Source organism: Clostridium sp. Marseille-QA1073, assembly GCF_054863625.1.
This window is the reverse complement of record NZ_JBSVQM010000002.1, coordinates 167,233-186,727: the sequence shown is the minus strand read 5'-3', so window position 1 is coordinate 186,727 and position 19,495 is coordinate 167,233. Positions and strand designations below refer to the sequence as shown.

The following is a 19,495-nucleotide window of genomic DNA, read 5'->3' as shown; positions in this document are numbered from 1 at the left end:
TTATATTTAATTAGGAGGAATAAAAAATGAAATTTGAATCATTATTAATTCACGGCGGAATAGATGGAGATGAGCATACAGGAGCGGTAAATGTGCCTATTTATCAGACTTCAACTTATAAACAACCTCAATTTGGTGTAAATAAAGGATATGAATATTCAAGAACAGGCAATCCCACAAGAGAAGCATTAGAAAAGCTTGTTGCAGATATTGAAGAAGGCTATGCAGGTTTTGCCTTTGCTTCAGGAATGGCTGCTACAACTGCAGTACTTTCACTATTTAAATCAGGAGATAAGATAGCAATTTCAAGCAATGTATATGGTGGAACATTTAGAGTTCTAGATAAGGTATTTAACAACTTTGATATTGAATATTCTATAATTAATACTTCAGATTTAGATGAAGTAAGAAATGGTATTGATGAAACTGTAAAGGCTATATATATAGAAAGTCCCACAAATCCTCTTATGGATATAACTGATATAGAAGCAGTATCAAAGATAGCTAAGGAAAAGGGTATATATACAATCGTTGATAATACCTTTATGACACCTTATCTACAAAAGCCAATAACTCTTGGAGCAGATATAGTTATTCATAGTGCAACTAAATATCTTGGAGGTCACAGCGATATAGTTTCAGGTGTTGTTGTTGTAAATAGCAAGGAACTATCAGAAAGACTTCATTTTGTTCAGAATTCTACTGGCGGAGTTTTAGCTCCTTTTGATTCTTTTCTTTTAATAAGAGGGATTAAAACCTTAGCAGTAAGAATGGATAGACATAACTTAAATGCAAAGCTTGTTGCTGAATTCCTAAGAAATAGAGAAGAAATAGAAAAGATATATTATCCTGGTTTTGAGGATCATCCAGGTTATGAAATTCAATCAAGACAGGCTAATGGTTATGGTGGAATGTTATCCTTTGTTCTTAAAGAAGGTTATGATTATAAAAAATTCCTTGAAAGTCTTGAAATAATAACCTTTGGAGAAAGTCTAGGAGGAGTTGAGTCTTTAGTTTGCCACCCTGCTTCCATGACTCATGGTTCTATACCTTATGAACTAAGACAAAAGATTGGTATTGTAGATAATTTAATAAGATTATCTATAGGAATAGAAAATCCTGAAGATTTAATAAAAGATTTAGAAAATGCATTAGAGGAGAGTAGATAAAATGGTTAAAGTAGAGAGCTTTTTATTAGATCACACAAAAGTGAAGGCACCTTTCGTAAGAAAATGTGGAACTCAACAAGGACAAAAGGGAGATACAATCTCTAAGTTTGATTTAAGATTTTTGCAACCTAATGAAGAAGAACTGCCAACAGCAGCAGTCCATACCCTAGAGCATCTACTAGCAGGCTATATGAGAGAAAAGATGGATAATATCATTGACATTTCTCCAATGGGATGTAGAACAGGATTTTATATGATAGCTTGGGGAGAAGTTGAAGTTGACACTGTTATTGAGGCATTAAATTACGCATTAAATAAAGTTATAGAAACAGAAGAAGTTCCTGCAACTAATGCAGTTCAATGTGGAAATTATAGAGATCACTCTCTATTCTCAGCAAAGGAATACGCAAAACATGTTTTAAAGAAGGGCATTAGCAGTGAAATATTTAGATAGTGTTAAAGAGCTTATAGGTAATACCCCTATTATAAAGCTTAACAATTTAGATATTAACCCTAGAGTTAATATTTTTGCAAAGCTTGAAAATTATAATCCAGGTGGAAGTGTTAAGGACAGAATAGGAGTGTACATGATTAAGCAGGCTGAAAAAGAAGGAAGGCTAAGACCAGGGTATACAATAGTTGAAGCTACTGCTGGCAACACTGGAATCGGTGTGGCTCTTGCTGCAATAAATAAGGGCTATAATATAATCTTTGTAGTTCCAGAAAAATTTTCAATTGAAAAGCAAGCATTGATGAGAGCACTAGGAGCTACCATAATAAATACACCTAGAGAAGCTGGCATGCTAGGTGCCGTTGAAAAAGCTGAAGAATTATTAAAGACTATAGAAAATTCAATAAGTTTAAGACAATTTGAAAATCAATCGAATCCATTTGCTCACTATGAAACCACTGGTCCAGAAATATATAAAGCTATGGATGGGAAGATAAATTATTTTGTCTCTGGAGCTGGTAGTGGAGGAACTTTTACAGGAGTTACAAAATTTCTTAAAGAAAAAAATTCAAATATTAAAGGAATTTTAGCTGACCCTCAGGGCTCTATTATGGGTGGTGGAAGGGAAGGTTGTTACGATATTGAAGGTATTGGTAATAACTTCATACCTAACACTATGGATATGAGTTTAGTGGATCAGGTTATAAAAGTTACTGATGAGGAAGCTTATGAAATGGTTAAGGTTCTAGCTTTAAAAGAAGGGCTTATTGTTGGAAGTTCTTCTGGGGCTGCTGTTGCTGCCTCCTTAAAGCTGGCTAAACAAATTGATAAAGGTAATATAATTACTGTTCTCCCTGATAGAGGAGATCGGTATTTTAGTAAAAATATTTATTAGTTAATATGAAGTATGATAAAGCTATAATTCATAATTTGAAACTGGTATAGAAATTTTAAAATTAAATGATCCATTTTGGAGATATTTTTAAAACTAACTTTTATGTAAATTACAAATTACAAATGCTATAAAAATATGTGCTTGACGTAAAAAGCTATAATATATTAAAATTAAGTACTACTTAATTTTAATATATGCTTATAAAGGTCAAGCACATATTTTAGTGTTTGATATTTAATATTATATAAAAATATAGGAATTTAGTTTTAAACTATTAAATCTTAAATTTTTCTTCCAAAACTTTGTATAATGAAATAAAAACTTTATACTCCAACACTAACTGTCTCAGGAAGAGTGCTTGCACCATCTATAACTATCTGTGTTCCTGTAATGTAAGAAGATTCATCAGATCCTAAAAATGCAGCAAGTTCTCCTACTTCTTCAGGTTCTGCTAATCTTTTTAATGGAACAGCATCTGCAATTCCATTAATAACAGAATCAGGATCTTCAGAATTAGATTGAACTGCGATACTTTGAGCCATTGGAGTGTTAACATATCCTGGACAAATGGCATTAACGGTTATATTATGCTCTGCTACTTCTCTTGCTAAAGATTTAGTGAATCCAATTAAGGCTGCTTTAGTAGTAGCATAAGCAGTTTCTAAAGGGTCAGCTACTATGTCTCCTGTAACAGAGGACATTATGACTATCTTACCATATTTCTCTTTTACCATTAATGGTAGGACAGCCTTTGTAACATTCCAGACTCCTTTAATATTTATATCTATATGAAAATCTCTGTCTTCATCTGACATATCTAAAAATTTACCTAGTTTACATACACCAGCATTGTTTACAAGTACATCTATTTTTCCAAACTTATCAGTAGCTTTTTTTACTGCATTATTAATGCTGGCCATATCACATACGTCAGCTTTTATGGCTAATGCTTCAAAACCTTCTTTATTTAATGTTTCTGCTAAGGTTTCTACTGAAGAAGACCTTGCAATTAAAACAACTTTTGCACCATGTTTTGCATATACCTTTGCAATTCCTTCACCAATTCCTTTAGAAGCACCAGTTATAAGTGCCACTTTACCTTCTAATTTTCTCATAACTCTCCCCCATAAATAATAAAATATTTTGCTTAGAACACAAGTGATTTATACATATATTTTACATTTTATTAAAAATATTACTTTACGTCAAATTTAACTTTATTTGGGGACGATTTATTTTTATTCTCATTAAATTTAAGTATAATTTGTTAGATAACATTATATGTGTTATAAGATTACGCATTTCCTAAATTGTGAATTGTGAATTTAGTAGTTTTAGTGACAATACCAATAGATGTTAATTATTTTCAGAGATAGATTAAATTTAGGAGTGGTATATCTATAATATATTTTATATTGCATGTAGTCATAATCAAATAATTACGACCATAAAGCATAAAAGACAGAACAATTTGATTTAAAAGATTGTTTAAATTTTAAATCAAATTAATATAGTAAGTTTTGAAGTAATAAGATGTTTTCTTGGAATGCTTAAATAAGGTATATAACAATAGTAGAAAAATTAAAATGCAACTATTGGTTGACAAAATTGTTATGATTACTTGATAATTATTTATCCATGGAATTATAATTCTTCAAAAGGTGAAATGCATAGAGATAAATTTATTTTCAATACTGATTATTACAATAATCTTAACTCCTACGAACCACCAAAAGAGTTTAAGTATAGGTAACTGAGATATATGAAAGAAAATTATAGCAAGATTAAATTTTTAGTAGATAAATTTAGTGATTATTTTAAGTCGCTAATAATGCTTGAACAATTGCTTTAAAATTAGATATAATGAAAAAAGTAATTAGAGATAATTTATAAAAAGTACAAACTATACAAAAGAGTTGAAAGAATAAATACTAAATCAGATGAAAAGTGGACAATAATATGACTAACAGAATGGTAAAAGATATAATGAAAAATTAAATTAACTTTAAGGGAGTGAAAATTATGAATATTCAAGTAGTTAAAAAAGAAGAGATAAGAGTTATTGGTCTTGCATTGAATAGTTCCTATTCTCAAATGAGCAATATTCCTATTTTATTTGATCAGATAGAGGAACGAATAGGAGAAATATTACACAAAACAAAGGAATCTATTTTTATTGCTCCTTTTCATAGTAGAGAAACAGAATTTACTTATTATGTGACAGTACCAGTAGAAAAAATTGAAAATATTCCTAATGGAATGATAGGTTTCGTTATTCCTAGCAAAAAATATATTTTTGCTACTCATAATGGAGGGCCTAGTGAAGTTGAAAATACCTATTTACAAATGTTCTCATGGATGAAGGAACATGGATATGAGCAAGACTATCATGCCTTAAGTTTAGAGATATATAAAAACGAACACAGTACAATAAATTCTTTTAGGGATAAACTGCAATTTGATATCTATTTACCTCTAAAGAAAAGTAAAGATCTAAAATAAATTAGTTTATAAGGAATAAAGATAAAAACCGAGAACTCGTTAGTATTTCTCAGTATTTTTTACTATATAAAAGATATGTAATAGACATTTTTATTTTAACTCAAGTCTATAGAGAAAAGAGCTTAGTAGGATGTTTCCATATGCATATGCTTAAAATGCCATTCATTATTTTAAAGAGCAATAAAAGTATTTGTACTTTAATATAAAAATACATGTAATTAAATATATTAAATTTAAGGGACGATTCATTATTATTCTTATTAAATAATGCAGTTTTATAGATATATAAATATAATTATGAACTGTCCCTTAAACATATGTATTATGTTAGTTATTGAGAAATTTGTTTATTAAAGGTTTATTAGAAGAGTATTAAAGGGTATAGAAATTATAATATTAAGTTAAAGAGCTTTATAATTATCTATAAGTTTTCCTCTCCCCACTTATTCATAATTTCTAAAACAGGGAATAAGGTTTCACCCTTCTTTGTTAAGGAATATTCAACTTTAGGAGGAATTTCATGATACTCTTTACGATTAATTAAACCATCCTTTTCTAAATCTTTTAGTTGCTGACTTAACATTTTATGAGTAATTCTATTAAGTCTTTTTTTTAACTCTCCATATCTCATAACTTTGCCTATACTTATATGATATAGTATAAGTATTTTCCACTTACCTCCAATAGTACTTAAAGTATATTCTATTGGACATATATGATTATTTTTATTCTGAACAGGCATAGATTCTATTTCTCTCCTTTTGTATAGTATCTTACTTAAAAGTGCATACTTTAAAGCTTATATCATATTAATTATAATAAACATATAGTATAACATATATTAAAAATGGAATTAAATAAAAGTATATCAAGTAGGGAGGATTAATTATGAACGAAATTTTAAAAACTATAAGAAATAGAAGAAGTACTAGAAATTTTCTACCAGAACAAATTAAAGAATCAGAACTAAATGCTATATTAGAAGCTGGGATTTATGCACCTAGTGCTACAAATAAACAGCCTTGGCATTTTACAGTAGTTCAGAATAAAGATCTAATAGATAGACTAAATTATAGCTTTAAAGAATTTGCTAAAAAATCTGATAATGATTATATGAGAAAGTTTGGAAGTAATGAAAAGTTTCATGTGTTTTATAACTCGCCAACGGTAATATTAGTTTCTGGAGAAATAGATAATAGATATGCTTCAATTGACTCTGCAGCAGCAGTAGAGAATATGCTAATAGCTGGAGAGTCCTTAGGAATTGGTTCATGTTGGATTGGATTTATTGAATACTTATTAAATAGTGATGAAGGAAAAGATTTTATTAATGAACTTAAAATACCAGAAGGATTTAGACAGATACATGCAGTAGCACTTGGCTATAAGAGAAATACTTTAACTAATGCACCTGCAAGAAGGGAAAATACTATTACCTATATAAAATAGAGTGTAGAAGCTTTTAAGATAAGATTGACTTACGAATATGTAAATCAATCTTATTTTTTAGAATGTATCTTAAATTTTAAGGAACGGTTTTTAAGTTTTCTGATATTTCCATTTGTTTAAGTATTTCTTACTAATTAAAAAAAGAATGGAAATGGTAATAAAGATAATGCAACTATAGAAGCAAATGGAAATCTTCTACGTCTAAATCGTCTGAACATTCTTCTACGACGGCGAGGTCTGAATTGTCGATATTGATCTGGATCTGGATCTGGACTGTCTTCCATCATATCTTCACCAACCAACATAGTAACGCCATCCATATCTACATCGTCAATAATTCCGTCAAACATACTTCCATCTGTCAGTGTTATAATAACGTGAAAGCCTAAATACATGTTACATCTGTCGCGTAAACTTTGCATGTCTCTGTAATAATTATTGTTTTCTGATACCATTTTTTACCAACCCCTTTCTAATACCATAATATACATTTGTAAGAAGGATGGTACAATTTTAATAAATAAATCTTGAAAAAAATTCGACAAATAATTTATCTATTTATTTCATTTAAAGCTATATGATTGCTACCACTTACTTCGTTGAAGTAGTAAATTTAAGGGACGGTTCATTTTTATTTTCATTAAACAATATAATCTTATAAAATATATAAAATATAATTATGAACCGTCCCTTATATATTTTTTAGAATGTACCTTAAAATTTAAGAAACGGTTAATTTTACCATCATTAGAAACTTTATTATTAAACAAGATATTCCACTGAATTATAAAGAATCAACAATACTACTATATCTTATAGCTATTAAGCATCTCTCATTAGTAATCATAATAAGGATAATTAGGATCGTAAGGATACGGTGGATTCCAATGATCCCAATGAGGGAAACGTAATAAGAATAATCTAGCTAAAAGATTAAGCGGAAATCTTCTACGTCTAAATCGTCTGAATCTTCTTCTACGACGACGAGGTCTTTGAAATTGTCGGTATTGATCATATTGATTTTCATCATCTTCCTCTATTACATCCTCGGCAACCCACATGATGATGCCATCCATATCTACATCTTCAATAAATCCATCCAATGTACTTCCATCTGTCATTGTTAAAATAACATGATAGTTCATATATCTTTTACATCTATCCTGTAAATCCTGTAAATCCTGTAAGTCTCTGTAGTAATTATTATTTTCTGAAACCATTTTTTTACCATCTCCTTCCATTACCATAATATTCATTTATAAAGAAGAGGGTACTATTTTAATGGATAAATCTTGAAAAAAATTCGACAAACAATTTATCTATGTAAATTCATTCAAATAAGTTTAAATGAATTTAAGGGACAGTTCATTTTTATTTTCATTAAACAATATAATCTTATAAAATATGATTATGAACCGTCCCTTATAGAAGATATGAAAGAGGTGTAGGTGATGAAAGAATGGTTAAAAAGTGCTATAAGGAAAAATAAAACATGCCAAAGAAGAGGTACTTCTTTTTTACTGCTACTTTGTATATTTTCCATATTATTTTTAATTTCATGTACCTCAAAGCAGTCAGAGAATGATGTTATAGAAGGATATATTACAATTATTCATGCTATTTATCCACCGAAAGATGATGTCTTGAAAGTAATTGCCTTAGATTTGGAACAAGCTACAAATCTCAATGAAGAAGATAAGAAGATATTATTGGAACGACTTTCAAAAGATTATTCAAGTGAAATAAATCTAAAAAATAAAAAACAGCTAAAAGAGGATGGATATATAAATGAAAAAGGATTTAAAGATGGAGTCTTAATTAAAATTGATAAAGTGAGCAATGAACCAAGTGGTAAGGGATTTAAATATTCTATTACTAGATGGTGTGGTCCAAAAGGAGCAATTGGATACAATAATAGTATAATCTTATATGAAAATGATAAATGGAATATTCACAAAGGGTGTTTGTGGGAGGCATAATATAGATAAACTTTATACAATTGAAAATTGATTATTAACAATGGAGAATTATGGATACTTCTCTTTTACAAGAGAAGTTTTAAATTCATTTATTTTAAAAGTGACAGAGTCACTTTCATTGAAAAATCTACTTAAAGAAATTAATTTATAAAAAATTAATTTCAACCATAATTGTCAATTATCCATTCTCAATTCTCAATTGTATAAGATGCTCCTTAAGAATGTGGAGCATCTTATTTTGTACTAAGTAAATTATTGAAGTTTACCGCCTTCAATAATAACTTCTTTAGGATCAATGTCTTTTCCATAGGCAGGAAGTAAAGTTTCGTCATAAGCTTTTTGAATAAAGTTTTCTTTACCAAGCTTTGTTAATTCATCGTTAATCCAATTAAGAAGTTCTGTATTTCCTTTTTTTACAGCAGGTGCAATTGTATCTTGATTTCCAAGACTAGTAATTCCTGTTGTATAGCCTTTGTTTTCTTTTGCCCAAGAAAATAGTAGTGTGTTGTCATGAGCAAGTGCAGCACCACGACCATCTTTTAAAGCTTGAAATGCTTCAGTATTTTGTTCATATTTTAATAATTCAATGTCTGGGTAATTTTTTGTGAAATATGCTTCAGCAGTTGTACCTTTATTTACAATAAGTTTTTTACCCTTTAATTGGTCTACATTAGTTATAGGTGCTCCATCAGGAGAAACAACACCTAGTGATACTTTCATGTAAGGATTAGCAAAATCAACTTTTTCTTTTCTTTCATCAGTTACAGTAAAGTTAGCAAGAAGAATATCAACCTTATTAGATTCAAGATATTCAACTCTGCTTGCAGCTTCAACTAATACAAAATCAACTTTATTTTCATCACCAAGTAAATCTTTTGCAAATTGTTTTGCAATGTACACATCAAAACCTTGATTTTTTCCATTAGAATCTACATAACCAAAGGGTGGTTTGTCACTAAATACACCAATTCTGACTTTGTCATTTTTCTTAATTTGCTCAATTCCAGTTGCAGTATTAGAGTTTGAGCAACCAGCTAATATACCCATTACAAGAATAAGAGTAGATAATATGTATAATATTTTATTAGATTTTTTCATTATAAAGCACCTCTTTCAAAATTAAATATATTTAAGAAACGTTGTGCACGTTCTGTTTTAGGATTAGTAAAAAATTCTTCAGCAGTTGATTCTTCAGCAATTTTTCCTTTATCAATAAATATAATCCGATTAGCTACAGCTTTTGCAAACTCCATTTCATGAGTAACAATAATCATTGTCATACCTTCTTTAGCAAGTTCTAACATAACATCAAGTATTTCGCGTACCATTTCTGGATCTAATGATGCAGTTACCTCATCAAATAGCATGATTTCTGGATTCATACAAAGAGATCTAACAATGGCTACTCTTTGTTTTTGTCCACCTGAGAGCTGTCTTGGATATGCATCTTTTTTATCTAGTAGCCCAACTCTTTCTAATAATTTCAATGCTTGATTAGTTGCCTCTGACTTGTCTCTTTTTTGTACCTTTAAAGGTCCAAGTAGAATGTTTTCCATTATAGTCATATGAGGGAATAGGTCGTAGTTTTGAAAGACCATTCCAATTTTTTGTCTAATTGAATGCCATTCTGTACCGTTCTCATTAATTGCTTGGCCATTTAATTTGATTTGACCTGATTGAATTTCTTCTAATCCGTTAATACATCTTAATAAGGTACTCTTACCACAGCCAGATGGGCCTAAAAGAACAACAACTTCTCCCTTATGAATATTAAAAGAAATATCAGATAACACTTTTGTATCATCATATTGCTTATTTAAATTTTGAATTTCTAATAATTTATTTTGGGATGTCATAACATCACCTCCTTAGTTTTGCCACTTCTTTTCTAATCTTTTTGAGAAAAGAGATATAGGATAGCAGATTATAAAATATAAAAAGAATATAAATCCATAAACCCAAAATGATGCTGACGGATTTTTAATAATTGATGCTTCTATTATTTGCTGACCCACTTTGAGGACTTCAACAACTCCAATAAGTACTACTAAAGATGTTGTTTTTATCATACGGGTAGCAAGATTGATAGCCGCAGGAATTAGACGACGTAATGCTTGTGGAATAATAATATATAAGTAAACCTGATTATCAGTAAGTCCAAGTGCTCTACCGCTTTCTTTTTGATGTTTTGGGAGTGAAGTAATAGCACCCCTCACAATATCAGCCATCTCAGCACTTCCCCATAGAGTGAACACAACTATAGAAACAAATTCACCATCTAAATGAATATTTAATATCTTAGTAAGTCCAAAGTAAAAAATAAACAACCATACTAATATAGGAATAATTCTTACTGCTTCTAGATAAATTCTTAGTATAAATTTTATGAATTTATTATTAGAGGTCATAAGAATACCTAAAATAATACCAAGTATGGAGGAAATGATAATGGAAATAAGTGCAATTCGTGCAGTTACCCATAGCCCTCCAAAAAGTCTAGATAAATTAGTTCCCTGAAAAAAAACATTAATTCCCAAGTTCTGCATAACGTACTCTCCTTTCAATTAGGGTAAGTAGGAGTGATAATGGCAATAAAATAATCAAATAAGCTCCTATAAGCATAACTAGGGCTTCTGTTGTTTTGTAATACATTCCAATTAAATCTTTAGTTACAAACATTAAATCAGCAAGGGCAATAGCACTGACAATTGATGTTTCTTTTAATATAAAGATTGCATTAGCGCCTAGAGCAGGTATGGCAACTGTAAAAGCTTGTGGCAATATTACATATCGAATCAATTGTATCTTAGTAAGTCCAATGCTAAGACCAGATTCAATTTGAATTTTACTTACTGCTTCAAATCCACTACGAAATGCTTCCGCCATGTAGCTTCCACCTAGAAAGACAAGGCTAATGACAGCACAGGTATACGCTTCAAGCTTTATACCCATCTTAGGCAATCCATAATAAAGGAAGAACAGTTGGATTAAAAGAGGAGTATTTCGTGAAAGTTCAATATAACCGCTAACAATATGCCTTAAAACTTTCACTTTGTAATAAATGATTAAACTACAGATAAATCCGATAAATACTGATAATACAACACCAAAAAAAGCTAGAGTAAGGGTTAGTTCTGTAGCTTTTATGTAAAGGGGAATGTTTTTTAAAATAAAATCAATATCCATATAACTCACCTCCTAAAATTAAAGTATATAATGCATATATGTTTAATATGATTAAGATTGTAGCTCTGCAAAGATGAAAAGTCAATAGGTTTTCAAAATTAAGGTATATAATACATATATGATTAGTATGATATTGACTTTGGTATCATTTATATGTAACATATAAATAATATTAAACAACTATGAAATGGGTGAATATAGTGAGAATATCAGCAAAAGGACGTTATGGTTTAGCAGCAGTGATTTATATGGCGCAACTTCATCAAAATGGAGAATACATTACGATTGTAAAAATATCAGAAGCACTTGGTCTATCAAAAATTTATTTAGAGCAGACATTTTCATTATTAAAAAGAGCAGAAATAGTTACTTCTATTAAAGGTGCTCAAGGAGGATATAGATTGACACGAATGCCTAGATATATAACTGTATTTGAGGTTTTGTCAGCCATTGAAACTTCTTTGTTTGAAAAAACAGAAGAAACTGTTGAGAATAAAGTATCAGCATTAGAATCTGCTATGCAGTCATTCGTCTTTGAACCACTTGATAATGCAATTGAAACAAGTTTAAAAAAAATTACATTATATGAATTAGCAAATGAATACGAAAAACAAAGAGAAGATAATGACTTTATGTTTTTCATTTAGTCATGTAAGTTAACACTTCTTAACAAGTAATAGATAAAGAAAATATGTTTATGTTTGTTGCGGTTATTAAAAAGAACTAGAGATAAATGAGGGACAGTTCATTTTTATTTTTAATTAAAATATAGTTATGAACTGTTTCTTAAATACATTGAAAAAACTTAAATATTAAAAAATACTTATATTGAAAAATTTAGAATCCATTTAAAAGGATTCTTTTTTGTATCAATTTTAATATAAAAGAAGAAGTTTCATTAACAAAGAGTTTATTATTTTGCATAAGAGTTGTAAACTCAGCCTTACTTTGTAAAGGAGGTAGACCTCATAAGAAGTACCTAAATATATATTTATTTATAAAAAATAAAACTTTTAAACGGGAATAATTAAGTATTTAAAGGAGTTAGATATTCAAATCTACTTTTAAAAAATAGTATAATACAGAAAAAATATAATGAGTACAATAATTGTTTATAGTATATAAAATAAAAATTGAAGGAGATATCTTAAATGCTGTTGCAGATACAAAGTATGGTAAACTATCTATAAAAGGAACTGCTATAAAATAATAGAGAAAAACTTTTATAGACATTAAAATATCATTAATGAGAACAAATTTAAAAAGCGTCACAAATTAGTGACGCTTTTCTTAATATTGCTGGCCTAGGGCAGAGCTATAACTATTAGTTTAAGATAAATGAATATGTAATATAGAGTTTTAAAACTTAAATAAATAATGATAGGCTAGGTAAATTAGTTTGATACTAGTTATATAGAAAGTATTCATTAGTTTTATAAGTAATATTGACATAACATGTAAAATATGTTATAAAAATAATAGCTGTTAGCACTCAAGGGAAAAGAGTGCTAATAATCATGCTATATGAAAACAGCAAAATGCTTAATAATAGTTAAATTAATTTTTTAAAAAATAATTTAAATGCTATTATAACTTGTTTTCAAAATTTTATAATAATTAGCTGAAAGATCACATTCTTTAAAAACGGGATGAAAGACGTTTATTTGTATATGTTTTTTATTGTGAAGGGAGAGATTAAATTTGGAAACAAAACAATTTAAGGCAGAGTCTAAAAGACTTCTAGATCTTATGATTAACTCAATTTATACTCATAGGGAAATTTTTTTAAGAGAACTTATTTCTAATGCCAGCGATGCAATTGATAAAATTTATTATAAGGCATTAATGGACGAATCTTTGACTTTTGAGAAAGATGATTATTACATTAAGGTAGCTTCTGATAAAACAACTAGAACAGTAAGAATTTCTGATACTGGTATTGGAATGACCAAAGAAGAACTTGATGATAATCTTGGAGTTATAGCAAAAAGTGGATCTTTACAATTTAAAAAAGAAAACGAATTAAAAGATGGATATGACATAATTGGTCAGTTTGGAGTAGGATTCTATTCTGCATTTTTAGTAGCAGATACTGTTACTGTTATAAGTAAGGCTTTTGGTAGTGATGAAGCTTATAAATGGGAATCTAAAGGTATTGATGGATATACCATTGAACCATGGGAAAAAGATTCTATTGGTACAGAAATTATACTTAAAATAAAAGAGAATACAGAAGATGAGAACTTTGATGAGTATTTAGAGGAATATAAACTGCAATCTATAATTAAAAAGTATTCCGATTTTATTAGATATCCAATAAAAATGGACATAACTAGAGAGAAACTTAAAGAAGGCAGCGAAAATGAGTACGAAGAGTATATAGAAGAACAAATTGTAAATAGTATGGTTCCTATATGGAGAAAGAATAAAAACGAACTTACTAAAGAAGATTATGATAACTTTTATTCTGAAAAACATTATGGATTCGATAAACCAATAAAATATATTCATACCAGTGTTGATGGTGCTGTAAGCTATAATGCAATTTTATTTATTCCAGAAAAAACACCATATGATTTCTATACAAAAGAATATGAAAAAGGGTTAGAACTATATTCAAATGGTGTCTTAATCATGAATAAATGTGGAGATTTATTACCTGATTATTTTGGATTTGTTAAAGGTATAGTAGATTCAGAAGATTTATCTCTTAACATATCTAGAGAGATACTACAACATGATAGACAATTAAAACTTATTGCTAAAAATATAAAAACTAAAATAAAAAATGAATTAGAAAACATATTAAAAAATGACAGAGATAAATATGAAGAATTCTATAAATCTTTTGGAACACAATTAAAATATGGTGTTTATAGTGATTTTGGAAGTAATAAAGATGTTTTACAAGATCTATTGATGTTCTATTCTTCAAAAGAGAAAAAGATGGTAACTTTAGCTGAATATGTTTCTAGAATGCCAGAAGATCAGAAATATATTTACTATGCTGCTGGTGAATCAAATGAAAGAATTGAGAAACTACCACAAACAGAAATTGTATTAGATAAAGGATATGAAATATTATACTTTACAGAGGATGTAGATGAGTTTGCTATAAGAATGCTGATGAAATATAATGATAAAGAATTTAAATCTGTATCAAGTGGTGATTTAGGTATAGAAATGGAAGAAAACGAAAAATCAGCTAGTTCAGATGATAAGGACAATAAAGAACTCTTTGAACATATGAAAAATATTTTATCAGGTAAAGTTAAAGATGTTAGGGAATCAAAAAGGTTAAAGAACCATCCAGTATGTTTATCAAACGATGGTGATCTTACAATTGAAATGGAGAAAATTTTAAATGCTATGCCTAACAACGAAAACATAAAAGCAGATAAAGTTTTAGAAATAAATACAAATCATGATGTGTTTAAGTCATTAAAAGAAGCTTATGAGAGTGATAAAGATAAGCTTAAATTATATACAGATTTATTATATAATCAAGCATTACTCATAGAAGGATTAACTATGTTGATCCTGTAGAATTTACAAATAATATATGTAAAATAATGATATAATTATTTATTTAAAATAAAATTTAAAAGAATATATTACAAAACCTGAAAATTCAATGTCAATTTTCAGGGTTTTTTATTTATTTTATTTTTAAATTTTCTATGAAATTGATTAAAAAATATAATATAATTTAATTTAACTCGTTGTGCTAGTTAATCATTAGCAATATTTACAAATAGAAAAACTCTAGCATTTTTGCTAATCTATCATCAAAAGAACCAACAATCAATGATAGGAGGAAAGCAATATGCCAGAGCTTAATAAAAAATCTCTACCATAACAATAAACAACTTAAAAGATTTTATTACTGTCATTTATGTTATAATTGATGATATTTACCAAAAGTAACTCCAGCATACATAAAGTATCACGCAACATTGATAAAGCAATAATGTCAGATAGTGAAATTATAACTCTATCCTTAGTGGGTGAACTTTTAACTATTGATTCTGAAAAAGCACGTTTGATTTTTCGAAAAATCTAAGAGATTTATTTCCTAAATTTTGTACTTCAGGAACAAGATTTCATAGAACTAGAAAATCTCTTTTAAAGTAGTTGAAGTTATTCTGTAAGGAACTAACAAGTTTCCTTAACTATCAACATGTGATCAGGTTAGAATCATAGATAGTATGCCTATACCAGTATGCGCTTTGGTAGGCACACTTTCACAGATCTCTTTAAGCCGGAGGCTGCCTACGGTAAATGTGCTTCCAAGAAACAACCAGCAGGTTTAAATTACATGCTATCATAGCTCTAGATGGATATATATCAGATTTCATCTTAACTCCAGCTGATACAGACGATAGAGTCGCAATATGGGACTTACAATTACTACCGCTCCATTTACAACAGTTATTGATAAAGGTTATATTGGAGAAAGCCTAGCTTTACATTTGAAATCTGAAAATCACATAAACCTAGTAACTATAAAGCGTACTAACTCTAAAGTTAAAGTTTCAAAACAGTTCAGGAGAATGATTTTTAAAGCTCAAGTCGAAGAGTTGAAACTTCTTTTCTCAGCTTTCTGGACAATTAAATATCCAAAGAGTTTTAGCAAAATCTATGTGGGGACTAGTTTCTAGAATAACAAATAAAAATTTCAGCCTATAATCTTTGTTTTTTCATAAAATAAAAAATTTTAAATATAATCCTAATATTGCAAAAATCAAGGATTTAATATTTTGATAAAACTTTTAAAAGAACATTTTTAAAATTCTTGTGATTACTATGCCAATGTACTATGGAATAATAATCCTATTAATGAAAAATTATCTTTTAGCACAACAGGTTAATTTAATATAGAAATAGATGTTATAATTAATATTTGATATAAGATTATATATCCTATTATGACGTTTTATTATTTATACAGTTATAATTAAAAATTTAAATATTCAATAATTAAATTAAACATTTGTCTTCTATAAGATAATTCTATTATACTTATTCCACTAAATTGTATATAATCAGTTAGTGTTAGATATGTTAATAAGGCATCTTCAAAAAAATAATAGACCAGTATGTTATCCTATTTTTCATCATACTGCGTTGTCAGAACCTTCTCATAGCACCACTATGAACAGAACCTGACGCCTTGTCTGATGCAAAATATACTAACATCTTTGGGTTATAATTTTTTTCAGATGCCTAAATATCAGGTTTATTCTTTATATTTAGAAGGGAAGTGCTTTAATTGAGAAAGGAAGAAATGACTCCTAGGGAAAGGATGGATGCTTTTGCTAAGGGCGAAGAGATAGACCGTGTAATTTGTATTCCTGATATGGGAGTTACTATGGTACCTTTTATTGGGGTAACAGCTAGAGAATATTATCATTCAGCAGAACTTATGGCAGGTTTAGAAATAGCTTTATTTAGAAGGCTTGGTCATGATAGTGTGGGAATATCAACTAGCCTTAGAGGGGTTGCTGAGGCTATGGGTTCTAAGGTAGGCTATCCTGATTACGGTATTTCATATTTATTAGAACCAGCTATTAAATCTGCAGATCAAATAGAATCTCTTAAAGTTGTTAATCCATTAAAAGATGGGAAGCTACCAATTTTAATAGAAGCCCTAAGACTTACTAGAGATGCGCTTATAAAGGAAGTAGATGTTGGCGCGGCAATGTCTGGTCCGTTTAGCGTAGCAGCTTCTGTAGTAGGAACAGAAAATCTGTTAAAATGGATGATCCGATGTCCTGAAAAAGTTCATACTTTAATGGAAATAGTATCAGAATCTAACAACAGATATATAGAGGAAGTAGCTAAATTAGGTTTATCTATTGGTTTTGCTGATCCAGTTTCTTCTAATAGTCTTATAAGTCCAAAACAATTTAGAGAATTTTCATTACCTTATCTTCAAAAGAATGTTAATAAGATAAAAGAGAAAACTGGTAGTGCCCCTAGTATACATATATGTGGAAAGAGTAAGGAAATTTGGGAAAATGTTGTTTCCACAGGAATTTCTAATTTCAGTATAGATAATATAGAAGATTTAGAAGAGGCTAAGGAAGTAATGGGAGATAGAGTTATAATCACAGGAAATGTTCCACCGGTTGATGTAATTCATAAAGGGACTAGAGAAGATATTTTTAAATCAGTAAAAGAGTGTATTAAAAAAGGATATGATTCTAAGAGAGGTTATATTTTAAGTACAGGCTGTCAAATTCCTATGAATACTCCAATTGAAAAAATTGAAATGTTCATGGAAGCAGCTAAAACCTATGGTAAATATCCAATAGATTTGGATTTATTGATGAAAGATTAATAAAAAAACAAGGGGGATATTAAAATGAACAATCTCAATGAAAAAAAAGGTAATGGATTAGCTTTATTACCTTTTGGTATTTTTATATTTGTATATTTATTTTCGGGTATTATATTACAATCTCAAGGAGTTGAAATGGCATTTTATCAATTTCCGGCTCCAATAGCAGCACTTATAGGAATAATATTTGCTTTTATTTTAACAAAAGGTTCTTTAGATGATAAATTTAACATATTCATTAAAGGATGTGGTGATGAAAACATAATTACCATGTGTATAATATACCTATTAGCAGGAGCTTTTTCTACAGTTTCTAGCACTATGGGTGGTGTTGAATCCACAGTAAATCTAGGGCTTACTTTAATACCAACTAATTTTATTACCGTGGGAATATTTATAGTAGCTGCATTTATTTCTATTTCAACTGGAACCTCAGTAGGTACTGTTGTAGCTGTAGCTCCTATAGCTGTTGAGTTAGTGGAAAAGGCAGGATTAAGCTTGCCTTTAGCATTAGGTGCATTAGTGGGGGGAGCTATGTTTGGAGATAACCTATCTATAATATCCGATACAACTATAGCTGCCACTAAAACTCAAGGGATATCTATGAAGGATAAATTTAAAGCTAACATAGGCTTTGCATTGCCAGCAGCTTTAGTTACAATAGTATTTTTATTAATATTTGGAAAACCTGTTAATACCCCAGAAATTCAAGAATACTCCTTCAACATAATTAAAATAGTTCCATATGCATTTGTATTGATTACTGCCTTAACAGGAATGAATGTATTGGTAGTACTAACTGGTGGAATTATACTATCAGGATTAATTGGAATCTATTATGGAAGTTTCACATTACTAGGATTATCCCAAGAGATATACTCAGGTTTTACAGGAATGTTTGATATATTCTTACTATCCTTATTAACTGGTGGCTTAGCTAATATGGTATCAAATGCTGGAGGGCTTGATTGGTTATTGTATAAAGTAAAAAGAAAAATAAAAGGTGAAAAATCAGCTCAATTAGGTATAAGTACATTGGTGGCTCTTACAGATGTAGCTACAGCTAATAATACAGTTTCTATAATTGTTAATAGCCAATTAGCAAAGGAAATATCTAAAGAATATAAAGTAGATCCAAGAAAAACAGCATCTCTTTTAGATACTTTTTCATGTATAATGCAAGGATTAATACCTTATGGTGCTCAACTATTGATAGCAGCAAGCTTTACTAATGGATTGGTAAGTCCTGTTCAAATAATGCCTTATATATGGTATTGTATGATATTGGCTGTGTTTGCGATTCTATCAATATTCACTCCTTTTGGAAATAGATATTTAATAAAAAATTCTTGGAATTTTAAAGAAAATACACCAATGGATGAAGTAGCAAGCGAATAAAGTCAATCTGCATAGTAAATTTTTTCGCTAAGAAAAAACAATAAATATAAGCTTAATTAATGGAATTGACCCTGGATATATAATTGATAAGAAGTTTTATGAATGATAATTATGGCTAGTCGA

At 29.1% G+C, this 19,495-nt stretch carries 17 protein-coding genes and 2 pseudogenes; 11 read left to right on the top strand and 8 right to left on the bottom strand.

Annotated features, from left to right (window positions below):
• The first annotated feature begins 26 nt into the window (after positions 1-26).
• From ACY1IQ_RS02690 to ACY1IQ_RS02680, 3 genes are read left to right on the top strand one after another with little or no spacing between them, the layout of a single operon-like run.
• Positions 27-1,169 (top strand): trans-sulfuration enzyme family protein, encoded by a 1,143-nt coding sequence (locus tag ACY1IQ_RS02690; protein WP_461612508.1) that lies wholly within the window; start codon positions 27-29, stop codon positions 1,167-1,169.
• 1 nt (position 1,170) lies between these two features.
• Positions 1,171-1,623 (top strand): S-ribosylhomocysteine lyase, encoded by a 453-nt coding sequence (locus ACY1IQ_RS02685; protein WP_461612507.1) that lies wholly within the window; start codon positions 1,171-1,173, stop codon positions 1,621-1,623.
• Positions 1,607-2,515: a PLP-dependent cysteine synthase family protein gene (locus ACY1IQ_RS02680; RefSeq protein WP_461612506.1), complete on the top strand. Its 909-nt coding sequence runs from the start codon at positions 1,607-1,609 to the stop codon at positions 2,513-2,515. Before ACY1IQ_RS02685 ends, ACY1IQ_RS02680 begins: the two co-directional genes overlap by 17 nt.
• A 323-nt stretch (positions 2,516-2,838) precedes the next feature.
• Here ACY1IQ_RS02680 and ucpA read toward each other — a convergent pair whose 3' ends face one another.
• Entirely contained in the window at positions 2,839-3,630 is a 792-nt protein-coding gene (ucpA, locus tag ACY1IQ_RS02675) for an SDR family oxidoreductase UcpA (RefSeq protein WP_461612505.1), read from the bottom strand.
• A 907-nt stretch (positions 3,631-4,537) separates the two neighbouring features.
• On the opposite strand from ucpA, the gene ACY1IQ_RS02670 reads away from it, so the two are divergent.
• Positions 4,538-5,017, top strand: a complete 480-nt coding sequence (locus ACY1IQ_RS02670) for a GyrI-like domain-containing protein (RefSeq protein WP_461612504.1) — start codon at positions 4,538-4,540, stop codon at positions 5,015-5,017.
• 421 nt (positions 5,018-5,438) lie between these two features.
• Here the strand turns inward: ACY1IQ_RS02670 and ACY1IQ_RS02665 are convergent, their stop codons facing one another.
• A complete protein-coding gene (locus ACY1IQ_RS02665) occupies positions 5,439-5,759 on the bottom strand; it encodes a winged helix-turn-helix transcriptional regulator (RefSeq protein ID WP_461612503.1) in 321 nt (106 codons plus the stop codon).
• Positions 5,760-5,905: 146 nt separating this feature from the next.
• Here ACY1IQ_RS02665 and ACY1IQ_RS02660 point away from each other — a divergent pair, with 146 nt between their 5' ends.
• Positions 5,906-6,466, top strand: a complete 561-nt coding sequence (locus ACY1IQ_RS02660) for a nitroreductase family protein (RefSeq protein WP_461612502.1) — start codon at positions 5,906-5,908, stop codon at positions 6,464-6,466.
• Between the two features lie 134 nt (positions 6,467-6,600).
• Here ACY1IQ_RS02660 and ACY1IQ_RS02655 read toward each other — a convergent pair whose 3' ends face one another.
• Together ACY1IQ_RS02655 and ACY1IQ_RS02650 are read right to left on the bottom strand one after the other, a co-directional pair.
• Positions 6,601-6,888 carry a hypothetical protein gene (locus tag ACY1IQ_RS02655; RefSeq protein ID WP_461612501.1) on the bottom strand — a complete coding sequence of 96 codons (288 nt, stop codon included), beginning with the start codon at positions 6,886-6,888 and terminating at the stop codon, positions 6,601-6,603.
• 414 nt (positions 6,889-7,302) lie between these two features.
• Positions 7,303-7,713, bottom strand: coding sequence for a hypothetical protein (locus tag ACY1IQ_RS02650; RefSeq protein WP_461612500.1), 411 nt, complete (start codon positions 7,711-7,713; stop codon positions 7,303-7,305).
• A gap of 204 nt (positions 7,714-7,917) precedes the next feature.
• Between ACY1IQ_RS02650 and ACY1IQ_RS02645 the strand changes: the two genes are divergently transcribed.
• Positions 7,918-8,445 carry a hypothetical protein gene (locus ACY1IQ_RS02645; RefSeq protein WP_461612499.1) on the top strand — a complete coding sequence of 176 codons (528 nt, stop codon included), beginning with the start codon at positions 7,918-7,920 and terminating at the stop codon, positions 8,443-8,445.
• 252 nt (positions 8,446-8,697) lie between these two features.
• Here the strand turns inward: ACY1IQ_RS02645 and ACY1IQ_RS02640 are convergent, their stop codons facing one another.
• The 4 genes from ACY1IQ_RS02640 to ACY1IQ_RS02625 are packed head-to-tail and all read right to left on the bottom strand — an operon-like array spanning position 8,698 to position 11,631.
• Complete coding sequence (locus tag ACY1IQ_RS02640; RefSeq protein ID WP_461612498.1) at positions 8,698-9,543, bottom strand: cysteine ABC transporter substrate-binding protein; 846 nt, start codon at positions 9,541-9,543, stop codon at positions 8,698-8,700.
• Positions 9,543-10,301: an amino acid ABC transporter ATP-binding protein gene (locus ACY1IQ_RS02635; protein WP_461612497.1), complete on the bottom strand. Its 759-nt coding sequence runs from the start codon at positions 10,299-10,301 to the stop codon at positions 9,543-9,545. Before ACY1IQ_RS02635 ends, ACY1IQ_RS02640 begins: the two co-directional genes overlap by 1 nt.
• 12 nt (positions 10,302-10,313) lie before the next feature.
• Complete coding sequence (locus ACY1IQ_RS02630) at positions 10,314-10,991, bottom strand: amino acid ABC transporter permease (protein ID WP_461612496.1); 678 nt, start codon at positions 10,989-10,991, stop codon at positions 10,314-10,316.
• Positions 10,972-11,631, bottom strand: a complete 660-nt coding sequence (locus ACY1IQ_RS02625; protein WP_461612495.1) for an amino acid ABC transporter permease — start codon at positions 11,629-11,631, stop codon at positions 10,972-10,974. The genes ACY1IQ_RS02630 and ACY1IQ_RS02625 overlap by 20 nt, the downstream gene beginning before the upstream one ends.
• Positions 11,632-11,831: 200 nt before the next feature.
• Between ACY1IQ_RS02625 and ACY1IQ_RS02620 the strand changes: the two genes are divergently transcribed.
• From ACY1IQ_RS02620 to ACY1IQ_RS02600, 5 genes and pseudogenes are all read left to right on the top strand, one after another.
• Entirely contained in the window at positions 11,832-12,278 is a 447-nt protein-coding gene (locus ACY1IQ_RS02620) for an RrF2 family transcriptional regulator (protein ID WP_039633635.1), read from the top strand.
• Positions 12,279-13,332: 1,054 nt separating this feature from the next.
• A pseudogene (gene htpG, locus ACY1IQ_RS02615) lies at positions 13,333-15,212 on the top strand (molecular chaperone HtpG).
• Positions 15,213-15,457: 245 nt separating this feature from the next.
• Positions 15,458-16,395 (top strand): annotated as a pseudogene (locus ACY1IQ_RS02610) (IS982 family transposase).
• 508 nt (positions 16,396-16,903) lie between these two features.
• The gene (locus tag ACY1IQ_RS02605; RefSeq protein ID WP_461612494.1) at positions 16,904-17,974 is read left to right on the top strand and encodes a uroporphyrinogen decarboxylase family protein; all 1,071 of its coding nucleotides are present in this window, start codon (positions 16,904-16,906) and stop codon (positions 17,972-17,974) included.
• Positions 17,975-17,998: 24 nt separating this feature from the next.
• Positions 17,999-19,372, top strand: coding sequence for a Na+/H+ antiporter NhaC family protein (locus ACY1IQ_RS02600; protein ID WP_461612493.1), 1,374 nt, complete (start codon positions 17,999-18,001; stop codon positions 19,370-19,372).
• Positions 19,373-19,495: the final 123 nt, after the last annotated feature.

Bases quoted from the DNA above. Each gene is read 5' to 3' on its own strand.
- ACY1IQ_RS02650 (WP_461612500.1), bottom strand. From the start codon at position 7,713: ATGGTAATGGAAGGAGATGGTAAAAAAATGGTTTCAGAAAATAATAAT.
- ACY1IQ_RS02635 (WP_461612497.1), bottom strand. From the start codon at position 10,301: ATGACATCCCAAAATAAATTATTAGAAATTCAAAATTTAAATAAGCAA.
- ACY1IQ_RS02665 (WP_461612503.1), bottom strand. From the start codon at position 5,759: ATGCCTGTTCAGAATAAAAATAATCATATATGTCCAATAGAATATACT.
- ACY1IQ_RS02655 (WP_461612501.1), bottom strand. From the start codon at position 6,888: ATGCAAAGTTTACGCGACAGATGTAACATGTATTTAGGCTTTCACGTT.
- ACY1IQ_RS02625 (WP_461612495.1), bottom strand. From the start codon at position 11,631: ATGGATATTGATTTTATTTTAAAAAACATTCCCCTTTACATAAAAGCT.
- ACY1IQ_RS02645 (WP_461612499.1), top strand. From the start codon at position 7,918: ATGAAAGAATGGTTAAAAAGTGCTATAAGGAAAAATAAAACATGCCAA.
- ACY1IQ_RS02670 (WP_461612504.1), top strand. From the start codon at position 4,538: ATGAATATTCAAGTAGTTAAAAAAGAAGAGATAAGAGTTATTGGTCTT.
- ACY1IQ_RS02600 (WP_461612493.1), top strand. From the start codon at position 17,999: ATGAACAATCTCAATGAAAAAAAAGGTAATGGATTAGCTTTATTACCT.
- ACY1IQ_RS02690 (WP_461612508.1), top strand. From the start codon at position 27: ATGAAATTTGAATCATTATTAATTCACGGCGGAATAGATGGAGATGAG.
- ACY1IQ_RS02640 (WP_461612498.1), bottom strand. From the start codon at position 9,543: ATGAAAAAATCTAATAAAATATTATACATATTATCTACTCTTATTCTT.
- ACY1IQ_RS02630 (WP_461612496.1), bottom strand. From the start codon at position 10,991: ATGCAGAACTTGGGAATTAATGTTTTTTTTCAGGGAACTAATTTATCT.
- ucpA (WP_461612505.1), bottom strand. From the start codon at position 3,630: ATGAGAAAATTAGAAGGTAAAGTGGCACTTATAACTGGTGCTTCTAAA.
- ACY1IQ_RS02685 (WP_461612507.1), top strand. From the start codon at position 1,171: ATGGTTAAAGTAGAGAGCTTTTTATTAGATCACACAAAAGTGAAGGCA.
- ACY1IQ_RS02660 (WP_461612502.1), top strand. From the start codon at position 5,906: ATGAACGAAATTTTAAAAACTATAAGAAATAGAAGAAGTACTAGAAAT.